General features: G+C 72.5%; 18 protein-coding genes and 1 pseudogene. 6 read left to right on the plus strand and 13 right to left on the minus strand.

The window, feature by feature from the left end; all coding sequences use genetic code 11:
- Positions 1–90: 90 nt before the first annotated feature.
- Positions 91–1056: an amidohydrolase family protein gene (locus ACH4J0_RS29130; RefSeq protein ID WP_396243603.1), complete on the minus strand. Its 966-nt coding sequence runs from the start codon at positions 1054–1056 to the stop codon at positions 91–93.
- On the minus strand, positions 1056–1673 hold the full coding sequence (locus ACH4J0_RS29135; protein WP_396243604.1) for an NAD(P)-dependent oxidoreductase: 618 nt from the start codon (positions 1671–1673) through the stop codon (positions 1056–1058). The genes ACH4J0_RS29130 and ACH4J0_RS29135 overlap by 1 nt, the downstream gene beginning before the upstream one ends.
- Before the next feature lie 168 nt (positions 1674–1841).
- Here ACH4J0_RS29135 and ACH4J0_RS29140 point away from each other — a divergent pair, with 168 nt between their 5' ends.
- Both ACH4J0_RS29140 and ACH4J0_RS29145 read left to right on the plus strand, forming a co-directional pair.
- Entirely contained in the window at positions 1842–2519 is a 678-nt protein-coding gene (locus tag ACH4J0_RS29140) for a TetR/AcrR family transcriptional regulator (RefSeq protein WP_396243605.1), read from the plus strand.
- Between the two features lie 565 nt (positions 2520–3084).
- Positions 3085–3699, plus strand: a complete 615-nt coding sequence (locus ACH4J0_RS29145; protein WP_396243606.1) for a PadR family transcriptional regulator — start codon at positions 3085–3087, stop codon at positions 3697–3699.
- Positions 3700–3790: 91 nt separating this feature from the next.
- On the opposite strand, the gene ACH4J0_RS29150 is transcribed toward ACH4J0_RS29145, so the two are convergent.
- The 9 genes and pseudogenes from ACH4J0_RS29150 to ACH4J0_RS29190 all read right to left on the minus strand — a co-directional run bounded on the left by ACH4J0_RS29150 (position 3791) and on the right by ACH4J0_RS29190 (position 10368).
- Complete coding sequence (locus ACH4J0_RS29150) at positions 3791–4630, minus strand: alpha/beta fold hydrolase (RefSeq protein WP_396243607.1); 840 nt, start codon at positions 4628–4630, stop codon at positions 3791–3793.
- Positions 4631–4672: 42 nt separating this feature from the next.
- A pseudogene (locus ACH4J0_RS29155) lies at positions 4673–4855 on the minus strand (alpha/beta hydrolase); the annotation flags it as partial.
- A gap of 380 nt (positions 4856–5235) precedes the next feature.
- The gene (locus ACH4J0_RS29160; RefSeq protein WP_396243608.1) at positions 5236–5787 is read right to left on the minus strand and encodes a GNAT family N-acetyltransferase; all 552 of its coding nucleotides are present in this window, start codon (positions 5785–5787) and stop codon (positions 5236–5238) included.
- A gap of 61 nt (positions 5788–5848) precedes the next feature.
- Positions 5849–6334: a rhodanese-like domain-containing protein gene (locus ACH4J0_RS29165; RefSeq protein ID WP_396243609.1), complete on the minus strand. Its 486-nt coding sequence runs from the start codon at positions 6332–6334 to the stop codon at positions 5849–5851.
- A 262-nt stretch (positions 6335–6596) separates the two neighbouring features.
- On the minus strand, positions 6597–7232 hold the full coding sequence (locus tag ACH4J0_RS29170; protein ID WP_396243610.1) for a dihydrofolate reductase family protein: 636 nt from the start codon (positions 7230–7232) through the stop codon (positions 6597–6599).
- Between the two features lie 256 nt (positions 7233–7488).
- Positions 7489–7779, minus strand: a complete 291-nt coding sequence (locus ACH4J0_RS29175) for a DUF4287 domain-containing protein (protein ID WP_396243611.1) — start codon at positions 7777–7779, stop codon at positions 7489–7491.
- 437 nt (positions 7780–8216) lie between these two features.
- The gene (locus tag ACH4J0_RS29180) at positions 8217–9386 is read right to left on the minus strand and encodes a glycosyltransferase (RefSeq protein WP_396243612.1); all 1170 of its coding nucleotides are present in this window, start codon (positions 9384–9386) and stop codon (positions 8217–8219) included.
- 56 nt (positions 9387–9442) lie between these two features.
- Complete coding sequence (locus tag ACH4J0_RS29185) at positions 9443–9640, minus strand: hypothetical protein (RefSeq protein WP_396243613.1); 198 nt, start codon at positions 9638–9640, stop codon at positions 9443–9445.
- Positions 9637–10368 carry a DUF4232 domain-containing protein gene (locus tag ACH4J0_RS29190; RefSeq protein ID WP_396243614.1) on the minus strand — a complete coding sequence of 244 codons (732 nt, stop codon included), beginning with the start codon at positions 10366–10368 and terminating at the stop codon, positions 9637–9639. The genes ACH4J0_RS29185 and ACH4J0_RS29190 overlap by 4 nt, the downstream gene beginning before the upstream one ends.
- 202 nt (positions 10369–10570) lie before the next feature.
- On the opposite strand from ACH4J0_RS29190, the gene ACH4J0_RS29195 reads away from it, so the two are divergent.
- From ACH4J0_RS29195 to ACH4J0_RS29210, 4 genes are all read left to right on the plus strand, one after another.
- Complete coding sequence (locus ACH4J0_RS29195; protein WP_396243615.1) at positions 10571–11893, plus strand: helix-turn-helix domain-containing protein; 1323 nt, start codon at positions 10571–10573, stop codon at positions 11891–11893.
- 329 nt (positions 11894–12222) lie between these two features.
- Entirely contained in the window at positions 12223–12918 is a 696-nt protein-coding gene (locus tag ACH4J0_RS29200) for a hypothetical protein (protein WP_396243616.1), read from the plus strand.
- A 1377-nt stretch (positions 12919–14295) separates the two neighbouring features.
- Positions 14296–14502, plus strand: coding sequence for a hypothetical protein (locus tag ACH4J0_RS29205; RefSeq protein WP_396243617.1), 207 nt, complete (start codon positions 14296–14298; stop codon positions 14500–14502).
- Positions 14499–14966 (plus strand): transposase, encoded by a 468-nt coding sequence (locus ACH4J0_RS29210; RefSeq protein ID WP_396243618.1) that lies wholly within the window; start codon positions 14499–14501, stop codon positions 14964–14966. Before ACH4J0_RS29205 ends, ACH4J0_RS29210 begins: the two co-directional genes overlap by 4 nt.
- Positions 14967–15086: 120 nt before the next feature.
- Here ACH4J0_RS29210 and ACH4J0_RS29215 read toward each other — a convergent pair whose 3' ends face one another.
- Together ACH4J0_RS29215 and ACH4J0_RS29220 are read right to left on the minus strand one after the other, a co-directional pair.
- The gene (locus ACH4J0_RS29215; RefSeq protein ID WP_396243619.1) at positions 15087–15467 is read right to left on the minus strand and encodes a bleomycin resistance protein; all 381 of its coding nucleotides are present in this window, start codon (positions 15465–15467) and stop codon (positions 15087–15089) included.
- A gap of 177 nt (positions 15468–15644) precedes the next feature.
- On the minus strand, positions 15645–16232 hold the full coding sequence (locus ACH4J0_RS29220; protein ID WP_396243620.1) for a DUF6939 family protein: 588 nt from the start codon (positions 16230–16232) through the stop codon (positions 15645–15647).
- Positions 16233–16470 lie beyond the last annotated feature (238 nt).

A 16470-nucleotide genomic window follows, 5' to 3' on the forward strand; every position in this document is an offset into this window, starting at 1 on the left:
CTACTTTGTTCAAGATGCGTCATGATTGATGTGCTTGTTCGCATGGACGGGCTTGGTCCCTTTTCGGCCGGGCGGTGGTCCGGAGCGCGATCACAGGCGCAGCAGCCTGCGGGCGTTGCCGTAGGCGATCTTCTGCTTGTCGGCGTCCGGGAGAGAGGTCCGTTCGAGGGCGGTGACGACCGCACCGGTCTTCTCGTAGGGGTAGTCGATGGCGAACAGCACGCCGTCCGCCCCGAGCACGTGCACGAGCGCCTCGATCACCGTCGGGGACAGAACGCCGCTGGTCGTGGCGAGCACGTTCGTCCCGAAGTACTCGGACGGCTTGCGCCGCAGCGGTCGCGGGACGGTGACGGTCGCGTAGCGCGAGTCGAAGCGGGAGAGCTGGAAGGGGAGGAACTCACCGGCGTGCCCGAGGATCATCGTCGCGTCCGGGTGCCGGTCGAACACCCCGGACATGACCACGCGCATGGCGTGGCCGCCGGTGGCGGCCTGCCAGCTCCACAGCGCGCCGTCCAGCTCGGGATGGGCGTCGAGGACGCGCCAGCGGTCCGCGGGCGACATGCCGGGGTGCAGGTACAGCGGTACGCCGAGTTCGCTCAGCGTGGCCCAGACGCGATCGAACGCGGGGTCGTCGAGGTACCGGCCCTGGACGTGGTCGTTGACGAGCGCTCCCTTGAAGCCGAGGCGTTCGACGGTTCGGTGCAGTTCCGTGACGGCGGCGGCCGGGTCCTGGAGGGGGAGCGCCGCGAAGGCGGCGAACCTGCCGGGGTGCGCGTCGACGATCGCGGCGAGGCTGTCGTTGACGTACCGGGCGTTCTCCACCGCGCGGGCCGGATCGGCTTCCGCCTCGATGCCCGGGACGGTGAGGGAGAGCACCTGCACGGCGACGCCGTGGGCGTCCATGTCGGGCAGCCGCAACCGCGTGACGTCGGGGAGCCGGGCCACCATGTCCGCGAGGAAGGCCGGTTCGACGTTGTCCGGCATCGGGAGGGGCGACCGCCGGTCGGCGAGGCCCGGGATCGCGACGGCTTCCTCGACGGCGATGTAGCCGCGCATCAGACGCGTCCCACCGGGACGAGGATCTGCGCTCCGGGGGTCGGCCGCTCGGCCTCGTCGAGCATCAGCGCCGCGACGGTGGCACGGGAGGCGTGCGGGGGCAGGAGGGGCTTCGCGTAGTCCTCCAGCGCGACGTTGCGGCGGGCGGTGCTGACGCCGCCGGTCCACAGGTCGGGGGCGTGGAAGACGGTCGCGCCGCCGTCGAGAGCGATCGTGTCCGCCGCGGCCTTCTCCGCCAGCTCCTCGCCGACGAAGGCCTTCATGATCCACTGGTAGATCCCGCCGCCGGCGCCGACCGAGGGGCCGGAGCCGAGCGCGCCGAGCCAGAGCGTGCGCACCGGGACCTCGGCGAGGACCTTCGCGCCGGCCAGGAGCGTCCCCGGGCCGTCGCCCTTGCCGATGCCGAGCGCGGAAACGACCACGTCGACGTCCGCCAGGTCCGGGAACGCGGCGGGGGCGGTGACGTCGGCCCGGCGGAGCTCGACGGCCGCCTGCCCGGGCACCGTGCGGGCCTCCGGTCGGCGGACCAGCGCGACGACCTCGTGCCCGCGCTGAAGGGACTGCTCGACGATGAGGCGGCCGACCCTGCCGGTCGCCCCGAGTACGGCGATGCGCATGCTTCCTCCCGATAACTGAACACCTGTTGGCGACTTGAGTGAACAGGTGTTGGTAACTGCTGTCAAGGCGGGGAGTGCCGGAAGGAGAGCGCGTTGGAGGCGGACGCGCGGTCGGCGGTACAGTGAAGGGCTGTTGCCGAACTGGCCGGCCGAACCGGGAGTACGCCTGTGAGCAGCGAAGAGGCCGTCCCCCGCCGACGGAACCCCCGGGGACAGGGGCAGGTGCTCAAGGCCGAGCTGGTGAACGCCGCCGCTCGGCTACTGGCCACGCTCGAACGGCCCGAGACGCTCACCCTCCGGCAGGTCGCCCGCGAAGTCGGCGTCGCCCCCGCGAGCATCTACGGGCACTTCCCGGACCTCGGCGCACTCGTCCAGCACGTGCTGCGGCTGCGCTACGACGAACTCGCGGCGGTCATGCGGGCGGCGGCGGACGGCGCCGACGGACCTCTGGCCGACCTGGTCGGCCGGTGCGCCGCCTACGTGCACTGGGGGGTCGATCACCCCGGGGAGTACCGCACGCTCTTCGGCGGCGGGATGCCCGCCGAGCTGGTGCCCACGAACGCGCACGGGGCGGGGGAAGAACTGCTCGGGTCCGTCGTCGCCGCGCTGGCCGGCGCCCGGCAGGACCCGCAGGAACACCGGGACCGTCGCGGCCCCGAGCAGGAGTGGCAGGCGGGCCTGCTGCTCTGGACCTCCCTGCACGGCCTGGTCGCGCTGTACAACGCGCACGGGAACATGCCCTGGCCCGACCTCACCGACCTCATCGCGCAGACCCTCGCCCTGCACACCGGACGGCCCGTCGACCAGATCGCGGAACTCGCCCGGAGGGCGGACCGCTCAGTGTGACCGGCCCGCGCCGACAGCCCGGCGCGGGTCACAGTGACGGCGATGGTGACGGTGGGCGTGACCGTGACGCACCGTCCGGCGCACGGCGAGGGGCCGGGGGGGGGGCCCCCCCGCGGGGGGGGGGGGGGCCCCCCCCCCCGGCCCCTGGTCTCGCAGGCGGGCTCGTGCCAGGTGGTGCGAACGACCGTACCGCCGCGGGCGATGTGCTCGCTGGACCAGGTCCGGCAGCACCCGCTGCCGCCCGGACGGGCCGGAGCCGACGGCCGCGCGGCACGGGCCGGAACAGCGGCGGTGAAGGCGTCCGGACGGCGGCTGCGGCGGTGGCGCCTGGTGGGAGTCGTCATGCCGAAGGCTCTGCCCACCAGACCCCGGCACCGAACCCGGCCGCCACCCGTTCGGAGCAACGCGGCGCTCTCACACCTGCCGCTGCCGAGCTGCGGGGGGACGTTTTCGCCCCCCGGTGCCGGTCCGGCCGGGCGGTCGCGCCCGGCCGGACCCCGCGTGGGGCAGGCATGCGTCGGACCGGCATGTGGCGGCTCCGGCCTACACTCCGACCAGGTCGAGCATGCTGGACCTCGCCATCCTCGGGTCCCTGTACGAGGAGCCGCTGCACGGCTACGAACTCCGGGTCCGGATCGCCCGGTTGTCGGGGCACGTCAGGACGGTCAGCCACGGCACGCTGTACCCGGCCATCAAGCGGCTGGAGACGGCCGGGCTGCTGACCCGCGAGGCGCAGCCCGGGGCGGTGGCCGCCCCCCGGCACGTGCTCAGCCTCACGGAGGCCGGCCGGGCCGAACTCCAGCGGAACCTGCGGGAACCCGCCGAGCCGTACATCACCGACGAGAACCGCTGGTTCGTGCTCCTCGCCTTCCTGCGCCACCTGGCCGACCCGGCCGCCCAGGCGACCGTGCTGCACCGGCGCCTCGCCTTCCTCAGCGAACCCAGCAGCTACTTCTACGACGGCGACACCCCGCTCACGGCGACCGACGTCGACGACCCCTTCCGCAAGGGCGTACTGCTGATCGCCCGGGCCACCTCCCGCGCGGAACTGGAATGGCTCCGGACCACACTCGGCGAACTGGCGGCAGCCGCCGAGGCCGACCGCGGGACGGTGGTCGCGCAGACGGTCCAGGACCGACCCGTCGCCCGACCTCCGGCCTCGAACCGGCAGACCCGGTGATCCTTCGCCGGGTGCTCCCAGGACTGATGAGCCGGGAGGACGGAGGGGGGGCGCCGTCCTCCCGGCGGTCGGGGCCGCGGGTGGCGGTGGGTCAGCGGGTCGCGCGGGCGGCCTTCTCGATGACGCCCGCCACCACGTCGGGGTGGGACACCGCGACGGAGTGGGAGGCGGCCACCTCGGTGGTGTGGGCGTGGGCGCGCTCGGCCATGAACCGCTGGGCGGCGGCCGGGATGTTGAGGTCCTCGGTCGTGATGACGTCCCAGGTGGGTACGGTCCGCCAGGCGGCGGCGGTGGCCTTCTCCGTCAGCGCGGCCTGCGCGATCGGCCGCTGGCTCGCAGCCGCCAGCGCGGCCCGCTCGGCCGGGACGTCGGCGGCGAACTGGGCCCGGAACTTGTCCTGCTGGATGTACAGGTCGGTGCCGGTACTGCCGTCGGCGTTGGTGACCGGCACCGCGTCCAGCGTGCCGGACAGGGTGGAGCCGGGGAACTGTCCGGTCAGCTGGAGCGCGGACTCGCCCGGCGCGGGCAGGAACGCGGCGACGTAGACGAGGGCCTTGACCTGCGGCTCATCGACGGCGGCCTCGCTGATGACCGAGCCGCCGTAGGAGTGGCCGACCAGGACGACCGGTCCCTTGGTGTGGTGGACGAGGCTGCGCAGTCCGGCGGCGTCGGAGGCCGGGCCGCGCAGCGGGTCGGCGGCGGCCACCACCGGGTAACCGTCGTGGCGCAGCCTGGCGATGACGCCGTCCCAGCTGGAGCCGTCGGCGAACGCGCCGCGCTCCAGGACGACGGTCGGCTTCGGGGCCCGGTCGGCGGCCGGGGCCTCGGTGGCGGCGTTCGCGGTGCCGGCGACGGCGAAAGCGACCGCGGCGGCCCCGGCCGCGGCACCGGTGACGAAGCGACGCGGGCGGCTGTTCTCAGTGCTGGACACGGTGTATCTCCAAGGGATTCGAACGGTGGGTGGATCCGGCGGTCAGAGCCGGTCGGCGTCCACGACGGCTTGGGCGAACGCGGTCGGCGCCTCCTGCGGCGCGTCGTGGCCGGTGCCGGTGAGCACGCGGTGTTCGTACGCGCCGCTGAAGAACTTCCGGTACCCGGCGCCGTCGGTCGAGGCCAGGAACGGGTCGAGGGCGGGGTCCAGGGTGATGGTCGGCACCGCGGACTCGCCCACTGTTCGAACGCATCAGTCAGATGACGCCGAGACAGCGAGGACACCCGAGGCCTGCCGAACCGTGACGTTCAGTCATCCGACTGTTCCCCCGGTGCCCACCACCGGTGATCCTCGGAGGAGCGCCGCGATGCCGGCGGATGGTCGCGTGCAATCGGAAGGCCTGGCCGTGAAGCAAAACCCCCGTCGTCCTCATCCACGGTGCGTGGTTGCACGGGTCCTGCTGGGAGCGCTGGGCCGAACGGCTCACCTCGTACGGCTACGCGGTGTGCGTCCCGGCCTGGGCCCGGCGAGGCCGCCACGGTCGACCGGGCCCGGCGCGATCCCGGCCCGCTGCGCGACCTCGGGCTCGCCGCACTCACCGCCCACTACGAGCGGATCGTGCGTTCCTTCGACATCCCGCCGGTCCTCATCGGGCATTCGGCCGGCGGCCTCATCGCCCAGCACCTCCTGGCACCGGCCTGGGGCGCGCCGCCGTGGCCCTCGCGCCCCTGCCGATCGGCGGCGCGCCGTCGGACGACGGGCAGCACCGGCCGTGGTCGCCGGTGCCGGCGGGCCCGGCCCGCTGCCCGGGCACCGAGCCGCTGTCGCGCGGCCGGTTCCGGCACGTCGTCGCCAACGCGGTCGGCTCGGAGGAGGCCGTGCAGCTGTTCGAGCGGTGCGCCGTTCCGGCCCCACGCTTCCCCTCGGTGGGGTTCGGTGACGAACAGGCAGTCCAGGTGGACGTGCTCCGCTGCCTGCCAGGTGGAGAACTCCCGGGCGTAGGTGGCGTAGCCGATCGGTTCGCCGCCAGGGTCGGCGACGATGCACCAGGCTCGCGGGTGGGCCGGGAACAGCACGGGCTCCAGGCGGCTGGCCAGGTCGGCCGGCACGGGGTCGCCACGTTCGAAGGCGACGTGGGCCGCGCACAGACGGGCCACGGCCGGCAGGTCGGCCGCGCGGTGGCCGGGCGGATCACGCCGCCCGGCCGTTCAGCGGGGTTCAGCATGCGCAGGCGATGCCCGAACGCGGGGCGGTGAGGTCGTCGACGGGGCGCTGGTCGGTGCCGGTGGCGGTTTCGTAGGCGAAGCCCTCGCGGGCCCAGTACTCGAAGCCGCCGAGCATCTCCTTGACCCGGTAGCCGAGGCGGGCGAAGGCCAGCGCCGCACGGGTCGCGCCGTTGCAGCCGGGGCCCCAGCAGTAAGTGACCACGGTCAGGGCCGGGTCGATCAGCTGCGGCGCCAGCTCGGCGATCCGCGCGGTGGGGATGTGGAGCGCGCCGGGGATGCGGCCCTGGTCCCAGGCGGCCTCGCTGCGGGTGTCGACCACCACGATGCCGGGTGCGCCGGATGCCAGATCGGCCTGGACGTCGGAGACGTCAGCCTCGAAGGCGAGACGGGCCGCGTAGTGGGCGGCGGCCTCGGCCGGGGCGGCCGCGGGCACGCTCAGGACGGCGCCGGTGTTCTCGGCGGACGTGGTCGCAGACATGAATTCCTCTTGTTCTCGCTGGTCAGAGCGGGTTCCCGCAAGCCGCACCGGGCTTCCCCGGTCGGCGACGGCTCCATCCTCTGATCCCCGGACCCGCCCGACGAGTGGCGTCAACGCCTGGAGTCGCCAAGATCCCGCCAACCGGCGTTTCCGGAGCTCCCCACCTGCCGCGACGGGATGCCGACGTGACGCCCGTCTGCTCGCCGGTGGCCGACCGTACCGGCGGCCGTCGACAGCGACGGCGGCGCCTGAGCGGCCGACTTCAGGCGTCGTCGCCGAGGCCGCGGTCGGGTGCGGACATGTCCCCGGTGCGGGGCGTGCCCTCGGCGAGTCCGTAGCGCAGGTGCACGGTGCCGGTGGGGCTGGTGGCCGGCGGCTGGAGGAGCGTGAGGTTCGTGGGGACCGTGCCACCGTCGAACACCTTCTTGCCGACGCCGAGCATGATCGGATGCAGCCACAGGTCGAGACGGTCGAAGAGCTTCTCCCGCAGGAGGCTCTGCACCAGGTTCAGGCTTCCGACGACCTTCACGTTCCGGTGCCGTTCCCGGACCTCGCGCACCGCTGCGGCCAGGTCCGGGCCGAGCCGGCTGGACCCGGCCCACGAGAGGTCCGCGCGGCCGCGGGAGGCCACGTACTTCGGGACGCTGTTGAAGAGCCCGGCGATCTCGCCCTCCTTCTGGTGCGGCCAGTAGGAGGCGAAGAGGTCGTACGTCCGCCGCCCGAGCAGGAGGGCGTCCGTGCCCTCGTACGCGGCGGCGATCTGCGCCCCGGTGACTTCGTTCACCAGCGGCGCCTGCCAGCCGCCGAACGGGAACCCCTCCGGGTCCTCGTCGGGGCCGCCGGGCGCCTGCCCGACGAGGTCGAGGGTCGCGAACAGCTCGATGTGGATGAGGCCCATGCCCTTGCTCCCGGTCAGTCGGTCGTCTCGGTCGGAGTACCAGTTCGCCGCCGCCTCGTGACGGCCCTTCACCCACTCGGTGGCGCGGCCCCCACCGCACGTTGACGTGGCGTGGGCCGCTGCGGCGGGCCCAGAGCCCGGGTGACCCCGTCGGGGAACTCCGGGAGCAGGTGGAAGAAAACCTCCGGCTGCTCCGGGTGAACGCCGTGCGCCGTCCGTTCCCGGAACGCTCCCGGCACGGTTCGCTCGTGCGAGGTCATGCGGGTCGGTTCGCCTTGCCGTCCAGCCAGAGCGTGTCGGAGGCGTCGCGGTGCGAGCCCGTGGTGCCGACGTGCTTGGCGTCGATCTTCGCGCCGTGCTTGAAGACGTGGACGAGGGCCATGCCGTGCCCCCGGCCCAGGCCGTAGTCGTCCTTGAGCCACGCGAGGATCACTCCCGCCTTCGTGGACGGGTCGTCGAAGCCGCGCTGCTCGGCGAGCGCGACGAACTCGCGCGGCGTCAGGCCGGTCTTGGTCTCGATGGTGTCCAGGTACGCCTGAAAGGACATGTGTTCTCTCCCGCTCGTGTCGGTGTTCCGGAAGGTGGACCGGCCCCGGGCGGAAAACTCATCGCTCCACGGGCGAGCAGTCTCAGCCCGGGCGAGCGGGCGAGGGACACCTCCCCCATCCGCCCTCGCCCAAGGGCCTCGGCAACTGATGGGGGCCCACGAACACGGCCGGCTGAGCCCGCGTGCCCCCGGTGTCACCGTCGGCAGCCACCAAGCCTCCCCCGTGTGCGTCGCCGCCCTCACAGACAGGGTGACACGTACCACTCGTCCCGTGGCCGCCTTCGGCCCAATGGCTGGGTCACCGTTGGCCGGACGGACAGGCCGAGGGCGTCCGAAAGCGCCGAGCGGAGGGCTGTGCGCGAGGGCTGTGCGCGAGGGCTGTGCGCCACAACGGGCGCGGGCCGGATTTCCGTGGAATCCCGGGTCAGCGGCACGTCTCACCAACGGTGGGCGGGGACCCGGCCGGTGACCCCGAGGTGCGCGAGGTCGAGCGGTGGCAGCTTCGACAGCTCGGTGCGGGCGGCGGTCATCGCGGCCGTGTGGCGGGGGCTGCCGAGGAGGGCCGTGACGGCGTCGGCGATCTCGGCCCGGGTGGCGGTGAGGTCGAGGGCGCGGCCGATGCCCTGGCGGGCGAAGGCGGCGGTGTTGTGGGGCTGGTCGGCGAGGACGCCCATGCCCAGGACGGGGGTTGCGCCCTGCACCGCGTCGAGCAGGGAGGCCCGGCCGCCGTGCGTGACGAACAGGTCGGCACGGTGGAGGAGGGCGGGCTGCGGGACGTGGTCGACGACCGTGATGCGGGGATCCGTGCCGGCCAGATCCCCGGCGAGGTCTCCCGCGGACACGATCGCGTCGCAGCCGACGGCGGGGAGGGCGGCCATGATCTCCCGGTAGGCACTGCCGATGACGTCGCGCAGGCCGGACATCCTGGTGGTCAGGGTGCCGAGGCTCACGTAGACGAGCGGGCGGGAGGAGGGGGTGCGCTCCAGCCGCCTGGGAAGGACGGTCCGGAACGGAGCGACGGTGCGTCGGACGGCGTGAGCCGTGGACGGGGGCGCCCCGTAGAACCAGTGGACCGGTGCGGGGATGAGCAGCGGGGGCAGTACGGGAGCGCCCTGCCCGTACTGCTCGTAGAGGGGCGTGAGGGCGGGCGCGACGTCGGTGTCCCAGAGGTCCAGGAGAACCGGGCCGAGACCGTTGTCCGCCGCGAACACGGGCAGGTCCAGGACTGCCGCCGCGAGGTGCGCGCCGAGGTCGCTGCACTCGGCGATCACCAGGTCGGGCCGCGCCCTGGTCCACGCGGTGATCAGGTCGCGGGCCTTCGCTTCGGCCCGGTCCGGCCAGAGCCGGCCGAAGACGTGGCGGTTGAAGGGCGCGTTCCCCTGCTCCTTCCAGATCCCGCTCGCCTCCCGCTGGACGGCGGGGTCGCAGGTCCAGTCCGTTCCCGCCCGGTGGTATTCCACTCCTCGGCGGCGGGCTTCGAGGCGGAGCATGAGGGGGGCGAAGAGGGTGACGTGGTGGCCCTGGTCGAGGGCCGGGCCGATGACGTAGTCGAGCGCGGACACGTGTGAAGGTATCGGCTCGGCGGTGATGGCTATCCGCAAGGGCATGGAGGTTCTTCCGGTTCTGTCGGTTCTACCGGCTCTTCCGGCCAGCTGAGTGGACGTCAGGCGCCGGCGCCGGGTGAGGACGGCTTCGGGGACGGGGCCGGGCCGTCCGCACTGCCGAGGACGAGGACCTGGAGGGCCGCTCCGGTGTAGACGGCCAGGAGTCGGCCGATTCGGCGCGGTGTGCTGCGCAGGGTGGTGTGTGCCTGCTTCCGGGCGGAGGCGTTGCTGTCGCGGTGGTGTGGTGCCGGTGTCACCAGGAGACGGCGTCGTCCATCGACTGCTGCCAGTAGGTGACCTTGAGGGAGTCGTCCACGTAGACGCCCTTGGCGGGCAGCGACGGGTTGGCGCCCGTGCCGACGCTCTCGTTGCCCGAGGGCCCCTGGAAGTAGACGGCCAGGGACCTGGCGGTGTAGCCGTTCGAGCCGTTGGTGCCGTCGGTGGAGGACAGGTTGACGGAGGCGTAGGCGGACTCGCCGGGCCTGAGCGTGACCACGGCCTGCGGCTTCGAGTCGTCGATGACCGGCGGCACGGACTGGGCCTCGCCGAACCGCACGGCCGGGTAGCCGTAGAGGTAGCAGCCGCTGGTGCCGGTGTTGGTGACCGTGAGGAGCATGTGGTTCACGGGCCGGTTCAGCGGGGCGGCGGTGGTCTTGGTGTTGGAGCCCTCGCAGGTGGTCGACTTGGCGGGGGCGGGCGCCGAGGGTGCCTTCGGAGCGGGGGTGTTCGGGGCGGGGACCTTCGGGGCCGGGGTGTTCGGGACGGGCTGCACGGCGGTGGCCGGGGCGGCGGGTGCGGACGGGGCCACCGCCGGCGGGACGGGCGCCGTGGCGGACGCGGCGGCCTTGAGCGTCGGGCCGGTGGTCGTCGCGATGTCCCCGTGGTCGTCGTCGTTGCACGCGGTCATCGAGAAGGCGGCGAGCACGACGCCCGCGGCGACGGTGATCAGACGGGTGCGGGAGGTGCGGGAGGTGCGGACGGACATGTGGGCGTGCCCCTTTCAACATTCGCTCGGTTCGCTCCGGCGGTTCGGCGATCGGATGACCGAAGCCTGCGGAGTGATCCGTCCCGGCCACCACACCTGACGGCACGATGGTTAGGGTGGAACGGCGAACCGGGCTCTGACCAGCGGGAGTGGAACGGGCCTGGAACGCTGGAACGGGACACCGGGGATCGGGAGGGGACGGGTGTCGGAGGGTACGGGAGCCGCGGAGACGGAGGAGTTCGCGCGGCTGCTGGGCGAACTCAAGACCCGCTCGGGGCTGAGCTACGGGACACTGGCCAAACGGCTGCACATGAGCACGTCGACACTGCACCGCTACTGCAACGGCACGGCGCTGCCGCACGAGTACGCGGCGGCGGAGCGCTTCGCGCGGGTGTGCCGGGCCACGCCGGAGGAGCTCGTGGAGCTCCACCGGAGCTGGATCCTGGCGGACGCGGCCAGGGGGCGCCGGACGGAGCGGGGAGCGGAGCGGGGAGCGGAGCCATCGGTCGATCCGGTGGTCGCTGTCGAACCCCCTGCGGAACCCTCTGCGGAACTCCCTGCGGAGGAGGAGGGCGCGACGCCGGTCGTCGGGACGGTGGCGGAGCCCGCACCGCTACGGCGCCGCCGTAGCGCGCTGATCGCCTGCGCCGCGGCCGTCGCCCTGCTGGGCGCCGTCGCGGTCGTTGCACGCCCCGCACTCTGGGGCGACGGCAACGGAACGGGCGGTGCCACGACGGCTGCCACGACGACGGCGACGGGGGCTGGTGGGATGGCGGGGACTGCTGGGGCGACGGACGCGGCGCCCGTACCGGAACCGTCCGCCTCCACCAACGCGACCACGACATCGGCGAACACCGCCCCGGCGACCGCGAGCCCGTCCGCCCCCAGCCCCTCCGCCCCGAGCGCGTCCCCGTCCGCCGACACCCCCGCGCCGCTCACCGTCGCCACCCGGCCATACGTCTACAACGATCCGTGCAGCCAGCACTTCCTCGTCAACAGCGCGCCCGCCCAGGTCGGGCCGCCCGCCCCCGAGCGCGACGCCCCACGCTGGGCCGCCGCCTACGGTGCGGTCTCCTCCGGCGAGCAGGAGGTCGCCCTCACCGTCCAGGGCACCGGATCGGACACCGTCGTCCTGGAGGCCCTGCACGTACGGGTCACGGCCAAGGGCGCGCCGCTCGCCTGGAACGACTACTCGATGGGCGTCGGCTGCGGCGGCGGGGTCGAGACCAAGTCCTTCGACATCGACCTCGACCGGGGCAGTCCCACGATCACCCTCAAGGGCGGCCAGCGCGACTTCCCGTACAAGGTCAGCGAGTCCGACCCCGAGGTCTTCTACATCACCGTGCACACCAAGGCGCACGACGTCCGGTGGAACCTCACGCTGGACTGGTCCAGTGGCGACCGCCACGGCACCATCGCGATCGACAACAAGGGCACCCCGTTCCGCACCAGCGCCAACGTCAACCGCCCGGGCTACGACTACCCGTTGGGCAACAGCGAGTGGATCAAGCGAACGGGTGGCTAGGGTCGGATCCACCGAGCCTGGGGAAGAGGACTCTCCCCCAGGCTCCGCCTTCCGGCGCATCCTCCTCCAGCGCCACGCGCCACGGCCGGCGGAGGTCGAACCCTTCCTGCGCGCCCTGCCGCTGACGCTGCGGCCGTTCAGCCTCGTCGGCGACCTCCCCCAAGGCCGTCCCGACCTGTCATCACCGACCGCCAGGGCGTTCTTCACCTCCCGGCGGGCCCCGTACGGCTCGCGCCCACGGGCACACTGGCGTCGGTCGTCGGCAGTACGGGTGTCCGAGGTCTCCGGCACATCGCTGAGCGAGCGCCGGAGGGCCTAGGCTCGCCGACATGGGTCTTGACGAGCGGGAGAGTGACGGCGTGGTCCAGGTGCCGGTGCCGCCGTTGGACAGCTACGAGTGCGGCCGGCGCTTCCACCGGCTGCTACAGCTCTTCCTGCGGGACCTGAAAGAGGCCGGGCAGCCGGTCGGCAGGCACCAGTACCTGCTCGGCGCCGTGGTGCAGTTGCACGAGCCCGCCCGGGCCGAGGAGGGTGGCGGCCGGCCGGAGCAACCGCGCTGCGCGTGCTGCCGCACGCCCTACCCGTGCCGCACGGTGCTCGGTGTGGCGGTGAGCGCCGGACTGCCCATCCCCTGGGGCTCCCCCGCCGCCGCGGTCCCCGCGCTGCGTGACGCGGGGCTGGACCCCAGGCCCGGCGGCGAGGTCACGGCGGAACAGGTGCACTGGGCGCGGGGCTGGGGCGCACAGCGTACCGAGCAGGGAAGTTGGGAGATCGGCATCACGGTCGACCGGGGCGAGGTCGAGACCCTGTCCGTGCCGGACGACGAGGCGATGGCCCGCTACCTGGCCGCGGCGGCGGTGGCTCTGGACAGCCCGTACCCGTACGGCTGGGCCGAGGACGCGGCGGAGGCGGCCGCAGTGCGGCCGGCAGCGCACGAGCAGGTGGCGCACTGGCGGGAGCAGGTGCGACTGCCCTACCTGGACGTGCACCGGGAGTACGGAGCGGCCGGGGACGGCACGAGCTGACGGCCGGTCCCATGACCGACGCCTCGGGATGCCGGACCGGAGCTTCCTGAGTCCGCCCGGGGTGTGCCGCCGGCCCACGGCGGTAAGAGCGTGGGTCAACCGGCTTCCGGAAAGCCCCCCGCCCCCGCAGTAGCTTCCTGGAGACCCGCCCCGACCCGTACGACATCCTCACGCCGTGGCTCGCCACCGACCTCGGCAAGCACGGCCGGAGGCCGGCGTCCTCCGCCCGGGCCCACTCCCCCGCCCTGCGTCCCCCGCCCGGGCCCACTCCCCCGCCCTGCGTCCCCCGCCCGGGCCCACTCCCCCGCCCTGCGTCCCCCGCCCGGGCCCACTCCCCCGCCGTGCGTCCCCCGAACCCCGACCGGCTCTCCCGCTCCCTCGCCCCGCGCGTCTCCCTAGCACAACCCCGACCAGCGCCTGGCCGCCCTCGCCACCTTCCACACCCCTCCCCCACCACGTCGACGGCCGCGGGCCCCGAAGCCGGCCATCGCCCCCTGCTCACCAGCCGCCCCTACAACCACCCTTACCGACAAACACCATTAGAGAGTCTGACCAAGGCGATCAAGGTTCGGTGGCACCAGCTGGCTGGTGATCAACCACCAGGGGCAATCGATCAAGGTTCAGTGGCTAAGGACATTTCTCCCCGCGTAGGCCGGGGGTCAGCCGTTCAGCCGGTACTCGGACCAGGGCCGGTCCGCCGACGCCTGACGCCGAGTCCCCCAGCCCTGGGAGTCAGCCAGATACACCCACCAGGTCTACTGCGTGTTTACTGACGTCATTTGTGTTCAGAGCTCGAAGCGTGACATGAGTGCAAAGGCCTCATCGCGACCCATCGGTCAAGATGGAGCTCCCAGAGGCCCCGAATCGACTCGCTCTCGGGCTCAGGTCATCCCGTCTCGCCTGAGGCGAGGCGACGGGCTTGTGAAGGCGGGACAGCCCGGACCTTCCGAGCCGAGCAGAAAGCTCCGCCGCGTGGAACGAGGACCGGCCGAACAGACGAGCCCGTCCGGCGCGAGCTATGTCTGGGTGGACCCACCGGGCCTACTGGCAGCGTCTTCGGCGGCTGGCCGACTGGCCGACCTTCACCATTCCGCTCACTGCGGGGCACCGCCTCCATGTCGTCTACCGCACCGTTCCTGAAGAGTCGGGGGTCGACTATCTGGTGCACCATCCCAGTTGCCCCCAGGCCGAGCTGCTCGCACGCGACGACGGGCACTTCATGGGTCCGGGCTTGTCCTGGCCGGACCTCGCCGCCGCAGTGGACAACGGTCTGTCCGGCGGTCCCACCACGGACCCCCACGCCCGCCTGCTGCTTCTGCTTCCCGCCCTGGGGATGCAGCCGCACCATTGGAGGCCGTCGATCGCCTGGCCGCAGCCTTGCACTCACGCCTGGGCATGCAGGACGCCGGGTCGCTCGCCACCGCCATGCTCGAACACCAGGGCCTGACCGGCCAGGTGCGCCGGGCATCAGCCGAGGACGGCACGCGGATCAACGACGGCACGTACTCCTCCCGCAACCCCGCCACTTCCGTCGCCCTGCCGGACGACCGCCTGGCTCGGGCGAGTGTCGCGCTGGCCATGTGAGCGCGCTGGGGGGTCCGCCTTCTGAAGAGCGCGTGCTCTTGATCGCCGCGCACTGGCGGATCAACCCGGCACAGCAACAGCTCCCCCACTGTTTCGGCATCTCCGAAAATCACCCGCCGACCGGATCACCGACCACAGCGGGCCGTCGCCGGCGCTCACGCAACGGCAGCAGTTCCGCGCTGGCACCCGTCCTCATCGTCGACGGCACCCTGGTGCCCACTCGCGACCACAGCACCGCCGAGCGGACCAAGACCTACGGGTACTCCACCAACCACCAGGTGGTCACCGACGCCGGCACACGGCTGCTCGTCGCGGTCGGACAGCCAGTGCTGGGAGACCGCAACGACTACGAGGCGTCGCCCGGATCCGAAGCGAAGGCAACCGTGGGCAGACCCACGACCACCGCCGACGGCAGCTACCAGGGAACCGGCCTGCCGATCCCCCATCACCGGCCGGCTCGCTGACGGCGAACTGTGCGGCTGGAACCAGGACCAGGACCACTCCCACGAGCAGGTCAGGAATCGCGTCGAGCACGTGAACACGAGATCCGTGGCCGCAGCTGCACCTCTCGCGGCGCGGCGCGGCTAGGAGCCACCCTGCGGGCTGCCGATCCGTAGGAGGTTGCCACTGCGGTCGACCAGTGCGAACTCGCGCATCCGGTAGGCGGTGTCGGCCACCGGGGTCAGTCGGCTCCCGATGGCCGGGTCGGTGGGGATGCCGGTCCGGGCCCAGTCGCGGTGCAGTGCGTCCGCATCCCGGACGTGGACATAGCAGCTGCCGGCGGTGGCCAGTGGGTCGACTCCGGGGTCATGACGGAAGTGGAGTTCCACCGTGCCGCGGACGACGATCAGGTAGCCATCCGGTCCGTCCCATCGGCCGCGCGGCTCGAAGCCGAGGCGGCCGTAGAACTCCAGCGTCTCGTCCAGGTCCCGGCTCGGGAGGATCGGGACTCCGTACTCATCCATGTCGTCTCCATGTCGTCGCCTCAAGGGAGTGTCGTGTACGTCGGTCCGGATCCGAGCCGCAACCTTCTGCTGCCCGGGCAGCGGGCCAGATCCACGAACCCGGCCGGGGAATTTTCCGCGGAAAATCGGTGCGGCTCTGCGCGCTCGGACGCACGACAGCAGTCGGTCTCGGGGCACTCATGACGTTCGTCGGCTGAGGCTGTCGCAAGCCTCGGGTTCGGTTTCGGTGGGCCAGCACCCTTCTATGTGCAGTTGGATGAGCGCCGCGTGGGAGAGCGGACTGGTGGGGTCGGTGACGTCCGCGTTGGTGGCGTAGTCCAGGAGTACGACGTCGTCCTTGCTCCTGAGCTGGTCGGCCAGGTCGGCGACTCGGTGCTCGAGGATCCAGCGGTAGGCCGGCAGGTAGATCCGGCGCCGAGCGGTTTCGTAGGGCAGCAGCCGGTCGCCGTCCAGACCGGTTCGGTGGCCTTGAACGGGGCCGTACCGGCGGACCGTCCGCTTCAGACCCTTCATGGTGGTGACGCCGAGCTTCGCGGGGTCGACGCCGGAGTCCTGGAAGACCTTGAGGGCTTGCCAGATCCCCTCCACGGACTGGCTGGTCACTCCGTCGCTGTAAGGAACCGGGATACCGCCGTGCGGGTAGAACGGGCTGAACCGCACCCACGGCTCCGGTCCCTTGGAGGTGACGTCGATGATCTCGGCGTCGGGGAAGGCGGCGTTCAGTGACGCCATCGCGCGGCGGCGGCTGGCAATACGGATCGACATCTGAGGCCCCTGGATTGATGGCAACGAACATCGAGTTTCCCCGGTGCCACTGACATTCCAGCCGCCCATGGAACCGGCGAGAGCTGACGGGAGGCCGGCATCGGCATCAGCAAGGACGCGCGGCTCCCCCGGCTTGGGGTTTTGAGCGGGCAATAACCAACCCCCCCCGGGGCGGCGCGGGGGGGGGGGGTTGGGCGCCCCATGGGGCACCGGGGTCGGGCCACAAAAACGGAAAAAC

It is taken from the genome of Kitasatospora sp. NPDC017646 (genome assembly GCF_044329365.1).
GTDB lineage: Bacteria > Actinomycetota > Actinomycetes > Streptomycetales > Streptomycetaceae > Kitasatospora.